The organism is Clavibacter capsici, assembly GCF_001280205.1.
Lineage (GTDB): Bacteria > Actinomycetota > Actinomycetes > Actinomycetales > Microbacteriaceae > Clavibacter > Clavibacter capsici.
The window spans coordinates 28704-43631 of sequence record NZ_CP012575.1 but is presented as its reverse complement, the minus strand read 5'-3'; the positions used below and the strand labels follow the sequence as shown (position 1 = coordinate 43631).

General features: G+C 67.7%; 17 protein-coding genes and 2 pseudogenes. 7 read left to right on the top strand and 12 right to left on the bottom strand.

The features are described from left to right. Window positions 1–30 precede the first annotated feature (30 nt). Window positions 31–717 (top strand): SOS response-associated peptidase, encoded by a 687-nt coding sequence (locus AES38_RS14925; RefSeq protein WP_053775911.1) that lies wholly within the window; start codon window positions 31–33, stop codon window positions 715–717. A 119-nt stretch (window positions 718–836) separates the two neighbouring features. After that, a complete protein-coding gene (locus AES38_RS14920; protein ID WP_053775910.1) occupies window positions 837–1181 on the top strand; it encodes a histone-like nucleoid-structuring protein Lsr2 in 345 nt (114 codons plus the stop codon). A gap of 61 nt (window positions 1182–1242) precedes the next feature. Here AES38_RS14920 and AES38_RS14915 read toward each other — a convergent pair whose 3' ends face one another. The 8 genes from AES38_RS14915 to AES38_RS14895 all read right to left on the bottom strand — a co-directional run bounded on the left by AES38_RS14915 (window position 1243) and on the right by AES38_RS14895 (window position 10005). Continuing rightward, window positions 1243–2037 carry an MFS transporter gene (locus tag AES38_RS14915; protein ID WP_053775909.1) on the bottom strand — a complete coding sequence of 265 codons (795 nt, stop codon included), beginning with the start codon at window positions 2035–2037 and terminating at the stop codon, window positions 1243–1245. 193 nt (window positions 2038–2230) lie between these two features. Then, window positions 2231–2365 carry a hypothetical protein gene (locus tag AES38_RS16430; RefSeq protein WP_256998909.1) on the bottom strand — a complete coding sequence of 45 codons (135 nt, stop codon included), beginning with the start codon at window positions 2363–2365 and terminating at the stop codon, window positions 2231–2233. Between the two features lie 148 nt (window positions 2366–2513). Further along, entirely contained in the window at window positions 2514–2720 is a 207-nt protein-coding gene (locus tag AES38_RS15920) for a hypothetical protein (protein ID WP_162232642.1), read from the bottom strand. A gap of 81 nt (window positions 2721–2801) precedes the next feature. After that, a complete protein-coding gene (locus AES38_RS14910) occupies window positions 2802–4580 on the bottom strand; it encodes an ABC transporter ATP-binding protein (RefSeq protein ID WP_244629292.1) in 1779 nt (592 codons plus the stop codon). Further along, window positions 4573–7716 carry a lantibiotic dehydratase gene (locus AES38_RS14905; RefSeq protein ID WP_053775907.1) on the bottom strand — a complete coding sequence of 1048 codons (3144 nt, stop codon included), beginning with the start codon at window positions 7714–7716 and terminating at the stop codon, window positions 4573–4575. The genes AES38_RS14910 and AES38_RS14905 overlap by 8 nt, the downstream gene beginning before the upstream one ends. Next, entirely contained in the window at window positions 7709–9007 is a 1299-nt protein-coding gene (locus AES38_RS14900; RefSeq protein WP_053775906.1) for a lanthionine synthetase C family protein, read from the bottom strand. Before AES38_RS14900 ends, AES38_RS14905 begins: the two co-directional genes overlap by 8 nt. Before the next feature lie 61 nt (window positions 9008–9068). Then, complete coding sequence (locus AES38_RS15915) at window positions 9069–9245, bottom strand: FDLD family class I lanthipeptide (protein WP_012300331.1); 177 nt, start codon at window positions 9243–9245, stop codon at window positions 9069–9071. 310 nt (window positions 9246–9555) lie between these two features. Next, on the bottom strand, window positions 9556–10005 hold the full coding sequence (locus tag AES38_RS14895; RefSeq protein ID WP_053775905.1) for a hypothetical protein: 450 nt from the start codon (window positions 10003–10005) through the stop codon (window positions 9556–9558). Between the two features lie 306 nt (window positions 10006–10311). Here AES38_RS14895 and AES38_RS14890 point away from each other — a divergent pair, with 306 nt between their 5' ends. Next, complete coding sequence (locus tag AES38_RS14890; protein ID WP_244629291.1) at window positions 10312–10647, top strand: hypothetical protein; 336 nt, start codon at window positions 10312–10314, stop codon at window positions 10645–10647. A 301-nt stretch (window positions 10648–10948) separates the two neighbouring features. On the opposite strand, the pseudogene AES38_RS14885 reads toward AES38_RS14890, so the two are convergent. From AES38_RS14885 to AES38_RS16420, 3 genes and pseudogenes are all read right to left on the bottom strand, one after another. After that, window positions 10949–11377: pseudogene (locus tag AES38_RS14885) on the bottom strand (HNH endonuclease family protein); the annotation flags it as partial. 83 nt (window positions 11378–11460) lie between these two features. Next, window positions 11461–11787: a BON domain-containing protein gene (locus AES38_RS16425; RefSeq protein WP_244629290.1), complete on the bottom strand. Its 327-nt coding sequence runs from the start codon at window positions 11785–11787 to the stop codon at window positions 11461–11463. Window positions 11788–12058: 271 nt separating this feature from the next. Beyond that, window positions 12059–12178 (bottom strand): annotated as a pseudogene (locus AES38_RS16420) (hypothetical protein); the annotation flags it as partial. Here AES38_RS16420 and AES38_RS16595 point away from each other — a divergent pair. From AES38_RS16595 to AES38_RS14865, 4 genes are all read left to right on the top strand, one after another. After that, the gene (locus tag AES38_RS16595; protein ID WP_442545361.1) at window positions 12143–12373 is read left to right on the top strand and encodes a DUF7882 family protein; all 231 of its coding nucleotides are present in this window, start codon (window positions 12143–12145) and stop codon (window positions 12371–12373) included. The pseudogene AES38_RS16420 and the gene AES38_RS16595 overlap by 36 nt on opposite strands. Further along, a complete protein-coding gene (locus AES38_RS16590) occupies window positions 12273–12548 on the top strand; it encodes a DUF7882 family protein (RefSeq protein ID WP_442545346.1) in 276 nt (91 codons plus the stop codon). Before AES38_RS16595 ends, AES38_RS16590 begins: the two co-directional genes overlap by 101 nt. Then, window positions 12548–12874 (top strand): hypothetical protein, encoded by a 327-nt coding sequence (locus AES38_RS14870; protein ID WP_053775903.1) that lies wholly within the window; start codon window positions 12548–12550, stop codon window positions 12872–12874. Before AES38_RS16590 ends, AES38_RS14870 begins: the two co-directional genes overlap by 1 nt. Before the next feature lie 382 nt (window positions 12875–13256). Further along, complete coding sequence (locus AES38_RS14865) at window positions 13257–13616, top strand: hypothetical protein (RefSeq protein ID WP_053775902.1); 360 nt, start codon at window positions 13257–13259, stop codon at window positions 13614–13616. A 121-nt stretch (window positions 13617–13737) separates the two neighbouring features. Here the strand turns inward: AES38_RS14865 and AES38_RS14860 are convergent, their stop codons facing one another. Continuing rightward, window positions 13738–14907, bottom strand: a complete 1170-nt coding sequence (locus tag AES38_RS14860) for an ATP-binding protein (RefSeq protein ID WP_053775901.1) — start codon at window positions 14905–14907, stop codon at window positions 13738–13740. Window positions 14908–14928 lie beyond the last annotated feature (21 nt).

Below are 14928 nucleotides of genomic sequence, written 5' to 3'. Positions count from 1 at the left end.
ATTCCCCACGAGAGGGACAAGACTCGCCGTATGTGTGGACGCTTCGTAGTGACACGGGCTTCGGGAGATCTCCTGCCCGATCTGCTGGACGGGTTCGATCCGCTGCGGGATGACTTCAACGTTGCGCCAACCCGGGATGTCGCGCTAGTGCGTGAGCGCGAGGGTGAGCGGTCGGTGCCGGCCGTGCATTGGGGGTATGTGCCCGGGCGGGCGAAGGACTTCAAGAAGCAGCGGCCGCAGCCGATCAACGCGCGCATCGAGACCGTGTCGACGTCGCCGATGTTCCGGAAGTCGTTCGCAACGGCTCGAGCGATCATCCCCACCGCCGGCTACTACGAGTGGGTCATCACGGAGACGGGCAAGCAACCGCACTTCATCTACCAGCCGGACGCGGCCATCGCGATGGCCGGCATCGTCTCCGCGTGGCCGGATCCGGCCAAGGACGAGGACGACCCGGACAAGTGGCGGCTCTCGATGGCGATCATCACACGGGACGCGCACGAGGCTCCGGGCGAGGTTCACGACCGGATACCGGCGTACCTCACCCCGGACGCATACGACAACTGGCTCGGCGATCATCTGCCGGCGAAGGACCTGCTCAAGCTCCTTAATCGTGAGTCGCTCCAGGTCGCGAACGACCTCGAGCACTATGAGGTTTCCCGAGACGGGAACAGCATGAAGAACAACCGCGCTGACCTCATCACCCCGCTCCCCTGACTCAAAACGAATGCGACAGGCGCACCACGACCAGCAAATGCGCACTGTACGGACCTGGGCATGTATCGTGGGATTCAGCGCATCGTTACCGCGCTGAATCCGTTTGGGGAGGAAATTAGATGGCCCGCAAAGTACTTACCACGCTCGTTGACGACATCGACGGCACTCAGATCGACGAGGGCCAGGGCGAGACCGTTCCATTCGCGCTCGATGGCGTGAACTACGAGATCGACCTCAGCGACGACAACGCCGCCAAGCTGCGTACCGCGCTCGATGACTACATCGAGAAGGGCCGCCGCGTCGGCCGCGCCACCTCTGGGAAGGCACCCCGCCGCTCGGCCGGCTCGAGCCCGAAGCAGGACCTCAGCGCGGCGCGCGAGTGGCTGCGCGAGCACGGCCACAAGGTCTCCGAGCGCGGGCGCATCTCCGCGGATCTGCTCGAGGAGTACCGCGCGAACAGCTAGCGCGCGCAGGACGCATGAGAGGGCCGGCCCGGCACGGGTCGGCCCTCTCGCCGTTGGTGGCTCAGCGGGCAGCGGACGCCGGCGCGAGCCGGCGGACGACCCGCGGCAGCAGGAGCCCGCCGGCGAGGATCACGGCCGCCGACGTCGCGCACGCGATCTTCCACTGGACGGCGTCGTAGAGGATCCCGGCGGCGAGGCTGCCGAGGGCGGCGGCGAGGAGCGTGGTGGCCTCGTAGAGGCCCAGCGCGCGACCGATGCGGGCGGGGCCGGCGGCCTCGGTGAGGGCGGCCTGCTCGATCGGGAGGATCGCGGGCTGCGCGAGCGCAGACAGGATCCAGACGACGGCGATCGTCACGGGATCCCGGGCGAGTGCGAGCCCGCCGGCGAACGCGGCGCCGGCGATGGCCGCGCCGACGAGGACGGGCGTGCGGCCGAACCGGACCGTGAGCCGGTGCTGGTGGGGCGGGGCGACCGCGAGGGCGATACCTCCCGGGAGTGACACCCACGCGATGGCGAGGGGTTCGAGGCCGAGCTCACGCTGCAGGTGCAGCACCAGGAGCAGACCGATCGCGGCCTCCGCGGTCCCGATGACCGTCACCACAGCCAGGAGCGGGCGCAGCCGGCGGGCGAGCTCGCGCACGACCGCGGTGCCGGCGTCGACGAGCGGCGCCACTCGAGGGGCATCGACGTCGCCACTCCCCCGCGGCGACGCCCGGCGTCGGCTCGAGGCGAGGAGCACGCCGGCGACGAACGCGTACGCCGCGGCCGCGGCGAAGGTCGGCGCATAGCCAGCCGCTGCGAGGAGCGCGATCGCCGGCGCGAGGACGACCCACGACCCCAGCTCCTCGGCCGACATCAGCCGGGCGAACGCGCGCGGATCCGCCTGGTGGCGGGCGCCGGCGGTCGCACGCAGCGCGACCCTCAGGAACGCCCCGCCGGCCCGGGACGAGCACGCCCGCGAGGACGACGGGGAAGGTGCCGGCGGCGGCGACGAGCGCATAGCCGGCGCCCAGGATGAGAGCGGAGGCCGTGGCGATCATGGCCCAGTCTTACCGGTCCGCGGCGACGCCGCCGAGCGGACGGAGCAGGAACGACGTCGCAAGACCCCCCGCCAGGAGCGCGCCGGTCTGCGCGGCCGTGAGGCCGAGCACGGCACCGGCGAACAGCGGCAGGGCGAAGTCCACGGCCTAGCCGGCGCCGCTCGCAAGCGTGACGCTCGACAGGAACCGCCGCGAGAACAAAGGCTGGGAGGGCTGCGTGCTGATCGCGATGGTCGTCATGCTCGGGCACTGGACCGGCGCCCCGCAGCTGTGGGGTCTGCTCGCGAATCGCCTACCCGTCGGCGTGGCGCGTGTTGACGACCGACGGCGGGCACCCCCAGGAATATCCGCCATCGTGACGTTGGTGCCAGCGGGCGCCGCCGCCTGACCGTCGGTTGCGCGCCTCATAGGTGCCCGTGGCGATCACGAAGAGCAGCGCGGCAAGGCCGATGCTGACGCCGGAGGAGCTGATGAATCCTGCGGCGACGACGGCCACCATGGCGATGGACAACCACGGAAGGGCACGCGCGGGTCATGCATTCGCACCACATGATGACCGATCACCCACTCCACGTGACGGCTACTCCCCGCGCGCGTTCATGAGCAGTCGATCGAAGAACTCGGCGTAGTGGGCGTCGGCGAGCAGCTCAGCATGCGGGCCGAGATGGATCTCTTGCCCGGCTCCGCCGACGAACAGCACGATGTCAGAAGCCAGGATGGCGGACAAGCTGTGCGCGACGATGATGATCGTGCGCTTCCCTGAACCGTTGCTCAGGGCGTGGAGGAGAGCGTGCTCGCTCTCGGCGTCCATCGACGCTGTCGGCTCGTCGAGCACGACGATACCTGGCTCGGAGACCAGGGCACGCGCAGCCGCCACGCGCTGCCATTCCCCGATGGACAGCTGTTCGGCTCCCTCGAAGCGTCTGCCGAGCGGTGTGTGCAGGCCGTTCTTCAACCGGTTGAGGCGATCCGACATCCGGACCTTCTCGGCGCTCCAGGACACTGCACCTTGATTGCCGATGTCATCGATGTTGCCGAACGCGATGTTGTCGTAGGCGCTCAGCTCGAACCGGACGTAGTCCTGGAACAGCACGCCGATTCCGCTACGCAAGGAATCGCGATCGTACGCGGACGAGGGAAGCCCGTCGAATTCGATCTGGCCGCGGTCTATCGCGTAGATGCCGAGCAGGAGCTTGACCAGGGTGGTCTTTCCGCCTCCGTTCGGGCCGACGATGGCGATTGTCTTGTTGGCAGGGAGCGTCAGGTCGAGGGATGTAAAGACGGGCGTCTTGGTGCCGGGATAGGAGAAGTGGACATCGCGGAAGGTGATGCCGTCGGCCAGGACCTCTGGAAAGGGTTTGCCGCCATCCAAGGGCTTCTCGATCGGTGTGTCCACGAAGTCGAAGAGGTTTCGCGCGTACAGCGATGCCTGGTATATCCCGGCGATCCCTCCCAGGGCCCCGATCGTCACTCCGTACAACGAGTTCATGCCCTGGATGAAGCCGGCCAGGTTCCCGACAGTCACGCTCCCCCCACCGCCTATGACGCTGTTGACGACCAACACGAGGGCGAGGATGGTGAAGCCCATGCCGAAGAGATCCGCGCCGGTGACTCCCGCCTGGCTCTGACGGAGCTGTTGGACGTCTTGCCGGAGCAGGGTCTGGAGCATGTTCGAGAAGCGGGCTCGTATGTGCCCACCTAGTCGGTAATGGGCCAGCTCCTTGTGCGACTGGTCGCTCATTGACAGCGCTTGGAGGTAGTTGATCATGCGTCGTGATTCTGTCTGGTTGACGTCCAACGACCAACGGTGGCGCCCGAAGAGGGCCGCGACGCCCACGCCGGGGAACGGGGATAGGAGCACCAGGATCGACGCGAGTGGGTGCCACGAGAACAAGGACACCGAGATCGACACGATCGAGACGAACGCAGCGAGCGTGTCGATGGTCGTCTCCGGCAAGGAGGAGACACGGTTGCCCTGTATCTCTGAGAGCGCGCGTCGGATGCGGTTGTACTCGGCCGGGTCCTCGTAGTGCGATTGCGAGAGCCCGAGCCCTGTCGCGAGTGATTGCTTCGAGAATGCCTGGTCCGCCAACAGTCCCGCGTGCGACATCAGGTACTGCGCGGCCGACGAGAGTAGGCGTTGCGCCACCTGGGCCGCGAACAGCCCGAAGAGGGGCAGGGCGACGTTGACGTACTCGATGCCCGCACCCGCCGCGGCGCCGTCCGCGACCGCATCCACGACCTCTGCTGTGAGGGCAATCTGCAGGCCCGGCACCACAGCGCCGATCCACGTCATGAGCGCCGCCAGGGCATAACGTCGTGGAGAGGTACGCCACACCCGCCAGATGGCACTAAGCATGGGAGCTCGCTTCCTCCAAATACGTCAAGCGGCCGCGCTGGCTCTGCAGGGCTCCACGCCACACGTCGAAGACCTCCTCGTCCGCCAGCGACCTGTGATCGAGGACGCGATTGCAGGTCATGTGCCAGACGCTGCGGAGGATGCCTTCGCGATGCGCATCGGCAAGGTCATCCCAGCCCAGATCCCTGACGGAGCGAAGCAACGCACCGAAAGCACGCTCGCTCGATGCGGCCAGGTCACGGAGTCCCTCACCGATGGCGGGCGGATCGTGATCAGCTCCCGACGAGCTGGAAACGAGCGCATGCAGCACGGCGCGGTTCTCGCGTAGGTACCTTATGGACTTGGGATTCCGTTCCGCACCGACGACGCCGCCCTTGACGAACGCGAGCCGCTCCTCCAAGGTGTCGAACACCGTGCGCGCGTAGGCATCGAGCATTGCGACCGCGACCGCCATGTCGTCGAGCTCCGAGGTCGTTCGGAGCGCGGCCAGGTACGCCGACGATTCCTTCGCGAAAAACGTCTCAAAGAACGTGAACATCGCCGCACCGCCGTACCGCCCCTTTTCCGGGCGGTACGGCACCTCAAGCACGTCTCGTAAGAGTCCCTCGATGCGCCGGGGTTCCCACCACGCCCGGAGAGCCTGCGTGAGCGCGGCCCGGTCTTCGCCGACATGCAGCCTGATCCGCAGGTGAGGTCGCGGGTCCTGGTACTGCACGAAGTACCACCGCGATCGCGGGGATCCGCGAAGCAGGTGGCCGAGCATCTCGTCGAGCTCGAGCAGCGTCCGCCTGTGCTGCGCGGCCGGCTCGTACACCTGCAGAGAGAGCCACTCGTCGTCGACCTGCAGGGGATCGTCGATGAAGTGCGGCTCATGCACCGCCGCCCAGGATGGCGACGCGTGGTGATCCAAGCTGGCGTGGGCTCCGCGATCGCTGCCGCTCGGGACCGCGACGAGCGCGATGGGCACCACGACCTCGGTTACGAGGCCCTCGCCGGCCGCGTCGGTGCTCCGCAACTGGTCCGGACCCGGCAGGACCTCCTGGAATCGCAGGTGCTTGCGGGTCCTCAGCTCGCCCAGGATGTGCATCACGGCGAAGTCGTTGTCCAGGTCGAGCAGGAGACGGTTGTCCTCTTCAACTTCGTAGACGAGGTCCGGCACCTGCCAGGTCTGACGCCAGGCATCGACGAGCTCCCGTGCGACCGTCGCGTCGGTGGTGTCGATGTCGGCCTTGGGTAGCGTCCACTCGCCTGCACGCAGCACCACGCCCCGCCGGACGACGCGAGGGAGCCGCAGGCTTCCCTCGAACGTCCCCCAGGAGAATCCGCCGAGGGGGCGTCGGGAGTGGTCGGAGAGCACAGTGAGTAACCGCGCGACGGGGTTAGACATTTCCGGGTTGAGGACATGCGATCGCCGGATGGTGATCTCCCTGTCGAGCTTCCGCGACCAGAGAATGAGCCTGTCGTAGTCGGAGGTCACATACACGTCGCTGATGTCGAGGGCGAGGCCCTCAGCGTCCGTCTGTCCGCCGTTGACGACGATCCTCGTGTCGGTGGAGCTTGGCGTCACGGACACGTTCGCGCCGCGCGCCGCCTGGGGGAAGTCGACCATTTGCGTCGGGACGGCCGTCTGAGGAGACGGTGTCATCGCGAGGGCGCGGAGGGACTCCCTGACCTCGTGCGTGAGGACATGCGCGAATCTGCCGAAAGCGCTCCCTCCTTCTGCGACCGACGCGCTGTTCAGGACGATCAGGTCCTCCCCGTCTCCCTCGTGGTGTCGTCCCACCTGTGCGAAGACGTCGATCGCATGCACCGGGGTCCGTGCGGTTCCCTGCGAGCCGACGGCGAGGCGCATGCGCGCCTCGAGTGCCTCGGTGATCTCCACGAGGAAGGCGCCCTCCTGTAGCCCGCGCATCAGGACGTCCGACAAGACGGATTCGTATGCCGTCAGGCGGCCAGGCTGAGAGGGGACCTCAAGGGGAGAGGCGATGTGCTCGCCCACCGAGCCCAAGCCCAGGTGCCCGTCGACCAGGTCGGCAATGCGGACCGCGCCGCCAAACCCGTAGCGATCGAGGAACTGCGCGTGGTAGGCCCGCAGGGGGTACTCGTTCGCCACGTCGCCTTCGCCAGATGCCGGGGCGACGGCCTGCATGAACGTGGCCGCATCGGCGATGCGTTCGGCCGTGACACGGGAGAGTGCCAGGTGGTGCGTTGGCGTGGTCAGATGCAGGTCGATGGGCGCTCGGTTCGACTCGGAGGGGAACAGGAGCGTCGCTCGCTCCAGGTGCTGACCGATCTCGTCTACCGAATTGGCGCGGGCTGTCCAGACGAGCTGCCGCAACATGTCGGAGGTGCGACCCGGGAGGCCTCGGAGGAAGCGATCCGGTCGGTACCCGCCGTACACGAGGCTCGGCGTGTCCTCGGGGATCAAGAAGCCGAGCTCCAAAAGGTTGGTCAGTAAGGCATTAAGGACGGCGGTCGACGCGCGTCCTTCGTAGTGATCACGCAGTCCGGTGCGCAAGCCGTCCAGGGTGATGCCGTCTGCCGCTCTCTCCAGCGCGAGGAGCGCCGCCGGCGCGGCTTTGATCGACAAGTCGGCGCCCGCATCGGTCGCTCCCATCGCGAAGGCGGCGGGCAGCGTCACGCGCCCGTGGATCACTCGTCGGAGCGCATTGCTCCTCACCGGAGCATCTGGCGGAAGGGTCAGAATCTCCTTCCTATGGAGGCTGTCGATCAGGGCCATGTCCGGTCGAGAGTGCACGATGACCGCGTCGGGGTCCACGGTGTCGGCGTCGACGGGGTGCTCAGGGTCTGCGAGGGGGCCGGCCGAGGTCGCGGCGAACAGGCCGAACGGGGTGGGCCTCGAGCGCGATCGGATGATGTAGCGCAACAGGCTGCGTGCCTTGTTGGACTCGGCGATGTTCAGTTGCTGCGGGGTCGCGCTCCGGTACCACGACGACAGCCCGGGCGAGGCGTAGTCGATGGCCACCTCGAGGCGAGGATCGATGAGTGATCGCAACGCCTCCGCGTCGATGACGGATGCGTAGGCGTCGATGAGGGGCTTGAGGGGGCTCAGGGTGGTGCGGGTCATGGAGAAGCCGGCGGGCTGGTACCGGTAGCGCGCGGTGGGTTCATTCATTGGGTGCTCCGGTGAAGTAGCGGTGCCAGATCGGTTGGGCGTCATGGGTTCGTCCTGCCAGCGTGGCCAGGGTGCCGGCCGCGCCCATCAGGAAGGTGGGGTCGTGGAGGGGCTGTCCGTCGAGGCCCGCGCTGACGATGCCGAAGGGGGCATCGGTATCGATGCTCTGCATGATCCGGCTCACGAGCAGCTCGTCGTTGGCGGCCCAGCGTGTCGACGGCACCGTCGAGCCGTGGGACGTCACAGAATGCAAGACCAGCATGCCTGCTGCGCCGTGGCACAAGGATAAGTCGGTCGTCGGCGTGCTGATGAACGCCTCTACGTTCGACTCGATGGAGGCCCGCATGCCGGACGCCGAGCTTTCGTCACCGAGGAGTTCGGCGATGCGGAGGAGGGCGACGGCTGGTCCGCTGCTCCCGAAGCACCAGGCGCACGCCGACCCCGTCGAGCGCATCGTCACGGAGCCGTGCACCTCCAGTCCACGTGGCCATTGCAGGCATCCGCTCGGCTCCGGGACGGCCATGTCGAGCAGCCAGTCCCTCACCCGGCGGAGCTGGTCGGTGACGACAGGTCGTGCCCCGAAGCGCTTCGCGGCCGACGCCAGGGCCAGCGCGATGCCCGCTACGCCGTGTGCGGTGCCGAGATCGACGAAGTCGCCGGTCGAGAGCACTTCGTACGTGCTCCCCGGCATGAAGTAGCGCCTGTCCACCGTGAAGGCCTCCGTCACGGAGGTGCTCGCCTGCAACAGGTCGGCGAGGACGTCCATGAGCCCGGACGCAACAGCCCCGTCGTCGGGACCGCTCACGGCTCGGGGGGCGGCGGAGAGGAAGAGGAGCTGACCGGCTGCCCCGGAGATGACGTCATACGGGCTCCCGTCAGCGAAGCCACCTTCAGGAGGCGGCGTGCGGGCTCCTAGCTGCGTGACGACGACTTGATGGAATCGCCTTGCGGATGGGAGCAGCCGTTCGTCGACGATGGACCGTTCCGCCATGGCAGACGCCAGGCCGGCAGCTCCGTCGAAGAGCCCCAGCGATGTGAAGGGGGCGGTAGTGCTCAGCTGCACCGCCGAGCGGAGATGCGCCATGGCCTCGCGATCGAAGTCGACGCCGGTCGACAGCGTGGCCGCGAACAGCGCCAAGGAGACGCCGGCATGACCATCGCCGAGATTGCGGCCGTCCCATGACATGCCCACGTCGAGAGCGTCCGCGTCCGAGACGGCTGCGCGGATGGCTGCCTCGTCCGCGAGGCGTGTCGCGAGGATTTCCATCGCGTGAGTCGTGTACGTGATCATGGGCTTCAAAGCGGAAAGGGGTGTTCCGGCCATGTGCGCCGGAACACCCACAGGCTTCGTGTCAGCAGCGACCCGACGTCTGCGTGGAGCCGCAGGCGGTGGTGGTGATGATCGTCCTGCACACCTTGACGGTCAGCTTGAATGTGAGCCCGAAAACGGGCGTCGTCTGCGGGGATGCATTCCCGCTGGACGCACCGACCTTGGGGTCGAGATCGAATTCAGATGAGATGTCAGACATTTTCTTGCCTCTCGTTGGTTCTGTCGGCGGAGCAAGCCCGGTGCGAATGTTAATTCCGGACTCGGTCTCGACTGTCGCAGGGAATCAAGCCGATGGGCAATGCCTTAATGGTGATTACCCCCTTTTTTGGGGCGGCATCGTACATTCCGGGGGTGGGGTCGCGAAAGCGCGCCGAAGCTGCTACCGAGAAAAGGCGAGCATGATTCGCGCAATATTATCGATACGAGCGCTCGTGCATCTCGAGTCCTCAAGCGGTCCACGCGGCGCGGTCGCCACCGCGGCAATCCGTCGGTACGGAGGCCCTACCGGACTAGCGGTACGCGCGCATCCTCACCGTGTCGATGAACGCGGATCCGCTCCCAGCCCGAGTCGCCACGCGAACGAGGACGGCAGAGGCGATCGCCGTCGCGGCGACTGCGGCCACAACGGCGGACACCACGCCCATCGGGGAATGCGCAAGGACAACCCCCGCGCCGAATGCCACCAGTTCGAGCGCATAAAGCAGGTAAATCCACTGCCGTCCCGGCATCTCGTCCCGACCGACCGCACGCACGCCGGTCCGCTTCACGCCCACAATCAGGGCGATTCGTGCAAGTGACGACAGCGCGAGGATTCCGAGTCCGAGGAGCGCGGTGGTGGGGGTTCCAATATCCGTCACGATCAACGCGAAGAGGACGACGCCCCCCGTCGCGATGCCATCCACCAGTGCTTGACCGGCTATCAGGCCGAGACCGCGGCGTTCCCCGGTGATCGACGGCATGGTTCTTACTTGAATTTCCCCCATGGGGGGAATGGTATCAGGTGAGCGCGCGATCAAAGAAATGTCGGGGAACACTGGCGGTCGGGCCATCGAGGTGATAGTGACGGCGCGGGAGGGGCGAGCCGGTCAAGCCCGGCTTTACGCGAGACCCGTGTCCACGTCCTCGTCGTGGTTAGCTCGCGCCTCCGTCTCCCCCTGACGGCCACCGCGGCGTCCTTACCGCGACAGGCCCGCGCGCCAGCAAGATCCGTAAGCGTCTCGAGTCCCGCCGCATCGTTCCCTAGACAAAGCGCCAAGGAGCCAGGAGTGCGCGTGCTTGTCATTGGCGGCCCGTATGCTCGCCCGGCGAGCGTGGCCGGATGCTCCTACATCGACTCGATCGACGAAGGAGACCACCAGGTGAACAAGGTGAAGGGCGGCGCCACGCGCCTGGTGCGCGGCATCGAGACACACCCATGGGCCGGCTACTGGCGCGTCCAGGTCGAGGACCATCCCGTGCTCGGGTACGTGATGCGGCTTCGTGCGGAGCTCGGGGTTCCGTTCGCGTACGAGGTCTACGCGAGTGCCCGCAACGAGCGCGGACAACGGATCTGGGTCCACCAGGAGGCGTTCGCGAACGCGGCCGTGGCGTGGCGTAGATGATGCAGCGCTCAGACCGGCTCGTGGCGTTGGCTGCGCGGCATGCGCCGCCGGAACCGGCGGGCGTCGACGAGCACCTCGACGCCGGCGTCTAGTCGAGGGGCCGGACGTAGAGGATGACGTGCCCGCCGGGGATCCGCGGGCCGAGCTGCTCGGCGGCCGCCCAGCTCGACGGTGACGAGCTGCGCGCTGGTCTCCGTGCGGGGCCGGTGCGCGAGCTCCTAGGCCATCCACCACCCAGTATGCGCGGACACCAAACGCCCCCGGCCGGAAGAGAGAGAAGGCCCGGGGGCGAGCTCGGCGGTCAGCTGCAGGAGCTGAGCGTGTGGTCGATCGCGGCACGGTCAGCGTCGTCGATCGTGAGCGCGTACGTGCTCAGCACGTACGCGAACCGAGTCACATACAGGCAGTCATAGCCCGCCGCCGGCGGAAGCCACGTCGCCGGCCCCTGGTCCGACTTCGCCTCGTTCGTCGGCCCGTCGACGGCTTGGAGGTTGTTGAAGTCGGTCGCGAGCTGCTCGCGCCGCTCCCCCGTCCAGGCGGCGGCGCCGTGCTGCCACGCCCACCCGAGGGGCACGACATGGTCGATCTGCACGGCCGCGCTCGTAGCCTTCCCGCGGGTAAAGTTGATGCTGCGGCCCGTGTAGACGTCGGCGAGGTGCCCTGCGGCCACGGTGCAGCCGGGATCCGCCTTCGCATACGTGACCGCCGTGAGGTCCCGGGCCAGGACGTCGTTCCGCTGGTCGCATCCGACGTGATCGGTGTCGGCTCCGGACCACACGATCGCATGTGGCGCCCCTGCGTGAGCGTGACCGGTCAGCGCCCGACCACGATGTCGTTGAGCACCCGCTCGACGTGGGGCGACGCCCACGCCGTGGATTCCGCCTGCTGACGCTCGGCGTGGGAGCGGACCCTCCCAGCGAGGGTGACGGTCGTGCCCGCGGTGGTCACGTGGACGTGAGCGGCGTCGATGGTGGCGTTGCGGATCAGCGCTGCACGGATGTGCCCTGCTGTCTGTGTGCTCGCGAGACGCTGGTTGAGCGTGATGTCGTTGACGACGGCGGAGACTCCGGTGAGGCCGGCGATCGCGCAGCGCGCGGCTGCTCGTTCGTACTGCCACTCGACGGCACCCGTGAGGGTCACGCTGCCCGTCGACGGTCGCATGCACGGAGATCGGGACCTCGGAACTCCACTCGAGCGCGGTCTTGACCTTCTTGGCGATGTCGGTCTCGGTGCTGGTCCAGGCGTACATGGAGGGGTGGATCACGAGGTCGTCGACCAGGGTTGTCACGCCGGCGGTGCGGAATGCCGCGCGTCGGGCTGCCTGCCGGTGACCGAGGTCCTCGACCTGCCCGGAAAGGGTGACGGTCCCGTCGACGACGGCGACGGCGACGCCGATGCCGGCGTCGTCGACGTCGGGCGCCCAGGCGAGCTCGTCCTCGACGGAGCGTCGGACGTCTCGGTCAGCCCGGGGTGCGCTGCTGGTGATGGCGAGCCCATCCGGCTTCCCATCGACGACCGCACGGTCGCGCATCTGCAGGTCGTGATCATCAGCAAGCTGCGCAGCCGGGACAGCTTCGCGTTCTCCTGGACGGAACCCGTATCGACGGGGGGGCGGGCGGATCACGGTGTGGCTGCATCCGACCTGTCAGATCGCCTTCCGGTTCGACGGGAGCCGCCGACCCACGATCAACAGGGCATGGGTGGACGAGCTCGCGCTCATCGCTAGCACCCCGTCGGGCCTGCACCTCGTACCGGAACCACAGGAGGTGAGCCGACCGCGATCGCACTCGATCACCGCGCCGAGCGCCTTGCTCCCTCACCGCCCCTCCCCCACGAGCACGCGCACAGGAATTCCCGGGCGCCGCAGCGCTCTCACCATCCCGAAGAAGGAGCCACCATAATGCGCACCACCATGCACGTCGGCGACCAGTCGTACACGCTCGCTCGGGGCCAGGACACCGTAGCCGTCACGGACGCGACCATCGGAGCGGCTCGCGCCGGAGCCGGCCTGGTCGCGGTCACGGTCACGGTCTACGGCAACCGAGCCGTGGAGATCCTCATCACTTCCGCGGTCCCCGTCTCCTTCGAGACGGGTCGAGCGGCCTCGAATGATCGCGACGACGGCGACCTCGACACGCCCTTCGACACGCACGAGCAGCATGCTCACGTCATCCCGGAGACGTTCGACGACCACTTCGCCGTTTCATTCGATGACTGGGACCTCTGACTCTCCGTCTTCGGATGTGGAGACGATGTGCGCCTCGTCTCCGCGAGAAGTCGCTGGGAGAATAGCGACGAGCCGGACAGAAGTCCAGGGGTCAGGACGGCCGTCTCGCCTGACCTAGGGTCAGCCGTGTCGCGATCCGGGTTACCCGGTCGGATGGCGACCACACCGTGCTTCGACCCCCCGAGGCGATCGGTCCTCGAGTGGTCGACCCGATCGGGCCGTCGAGATGAAGGACCCAGTAGCGCCCCCCGCGACCGGTTCCTCGACGGTCGAGGGCAGACTCCTGGGCTTGCGGCACGGTCTGTCGGTGCGGGCTCCTACGCTCGTGCACGAGCGTGGCCGGATGCTCCTACATCGACTCGATCGACGAAGGAGACCAGCGATGAGCAAGGTGAAGAGCACCGTCGACCGCATCGACCGGCTCATCGGGAGCATCGGAGAGCACCCGTGCGCGCATCTCGAGGCCGGCTACTGGAGGGTGCAGGTCGAGGACCAGCCGGTCCTCGGGTACGTGCTCCGTCACCGGACCGAGCTGGGTGACCCCTTCACGTTCGAGATCTACGCCGACGCCCGGAATGCCGACGGGGCGCGGATCTGGCTACGGCGTGAGCACTCGTTGAACTCGGCGGTGGCGTGGATGATGCAGAACAGCGACCGACTGGTCGCTTTCGCAGCGCGACAGGCCGAGGCGCATGCCGTCACCACCCATGGCGAGTCGCCGGGCAGCCGTGGGGTCAGCTAGTCCGGCAGCTCATCGGGCTGCTCGGTACGCGACGGGCGATGTTCCCCTCGATGACGCCTCGACTCCGAGAGGGCGCTCGTCTCTCCGGTGCCCCCTCCCCCGCTCCATGCGCCCGCGACTGTCAAGCCGGCTGGCGCTCGATGAAGGCAGCCATCCAGGGCACGGTGAACGCGATGCGTCCGTGTTCGGGGGCGTAGATGATGCCCTTGTCAGTGAGGTTCTGGCGGATCTTGCTGAGCCGCTGGGTGGTGCGGTCGAGGCGACGTGCCACGTCAGCGGTCTTGGATCCCGTGTCCCCGTCGGCAGCCATGGCGCGGAGGTACTCCTTCTCGAGCGGCGTGGCCCGATCCCAGCGGGTGCGGTAGAAGCCGTCGTCGAGGTGTCGGAGGGCGAGCCCGGCGCCGTTCTGGGCGTCGTCGCGGGCGATTGGCGATGACGCGGCTTCGAGCCACGCTTCGGAGCCGTACTCCTGGAGGAAGTAGGGGTAGCCGCCGGTGAGCGTCACGACGAGGTCGATGGCGCCGTCGGTCCACGTGACACCCTCGTCGCCGGCGGGCACGGTGAGGGCGGCCGCGGCGGCTTCGGGCTCCAGCTCGCGGATGTGCCGGTACTGGAAGAGGCGCTCCGAGTAGGACTTCGCTTCGGCGAGGCGTGTGGGGAGGCTGGGCAGCCCGGCGAGCACGAAGAGGACAGGGGCCTGTCGTTGCGATGCGCGGTGGGCGACGGTGCATATCGCCACGAGCTCGTCGGGAGTGAGGTCCTGGGCTTCGTCGATGAGGATGGCGAGGCCGAGCCCGTCGTCGCGGACGGCATGGAGGATGCCGTCGACGACCGTGGTGAGGTCGAGTTCGATGTTCCCGGAGTCGGCGAGTTCCGCCTCGATGCCGTCGAGCGTGAGCCCGAAGGTGGTCGCGCCGTCGGTCTCCACGCGTGCGGAGAACGAGAGGGCGGTCTTCAGCGCGCGGAGGAAGGGTCGCTTTCGGTTTCGTCGGGCGATCCGGGCGACGTGGCTCTGGAGGGCAGCGGAGAGAGCGCCGCGCATGGACGTTCCGGCGGCGGCTTCGATCTGAGCGACGACCCATCCGGCATTCTCGGCCTCGCCGGACATCTCACCGAGGAGGACGGTCTTGCCCACGCCGCGGAGTCCGTACAAGACGAGTGAACGCGGGGCCCGTCCCGCTGCGGCCCGTGCCACCGAGACCTGCCAGGTCTCGAGCTCTGCGTCGCGCCCGACGAGTGCGGGCGGCCGTGCGCCAGCCCCAGGAGCGTAGGGGTTGGTGGTGCTGTCCACGCGAATCTCCCGTCATCTCAC

Bases quoted from the DNA above. Each gene is read 5' to 3' on its own strand.
- AES38_RS14865 (WP_053775902.1), top strand. From the start codon at position 13,257: ATGAGCAAGGTGAAGAGCACCGTCGACCGCATCGACCGGCTCATCGGG.
- AES38_RS14895 (WP_053775905.1), bottom strand. From the start codon at position 10,005: ATGCCGTCGATCACCGGGGAACGCCGCGGTCTCGGCCTGATAGCCGGT.
- AES38_RS14915 (WP_053775909.1), bottom strand. From the start codon at position 2,037: ATGTCGGCCGAGGAGCTGGGGTCGTGGGTCGTCCTCGCGCCGGCGATC.
- AES38_RS14920 (WP_053775910.1), top strand. From the start codon at position 837: ATGGCCCGCAAAGTACTTACCACGCTCGTTGACGACATCGACGGCACT.
- AES38_RS15915 (WP_012300331.1), bottom strand. From the start codon at position 9,245: ATGTCTGACATCTCATCTGAATTCGATCTCGACCCCAAGGTCGGTGCG.
- AES38_RS14910 (WP_244629292.1), bottom strand. From the start codon at position 4,580: ATGCTTAGTGCCATCTGGCGGGTGTGGCGTACCTCTCCACGACGTTAT.
- AES38_RS15920 (WP_162232642.1), bottom strand. From the start codon at position 2,720: ATGGTGGCCGTCGTCGCCGCAGGATTCATCAGCTCCTCCGGCGTCAGC.
- AES38_RS14870 (WP_053775903.1), top strand. From the start codon at position 12,548: ATGCGCACCACCATGCACGTCGGCGACCAGTCGTACACGCTCGCTCGG.
- AES38_RS14905 (WP_053775907.1), bottom strand. From the start codon at position 7,716: ATGAATGAACCCACCGCGCGCTACCGGTACCAGCCCGCCGGCTTCTCC.
- AES38_RS14925 (WP_053775911.1), top strand. From the start codon at position 31: ATGTGTGGACGCTTCGTAGTGACACGGGCTTCGGGAGATCTCCTGCCC.
- AES38_RS14900 (WP_053775906.1), bottom strand. From the start codon at position 9,007: ATGATCACGTACACGACTCACGCGATGGAAATCCTCGCGACACGCCTC.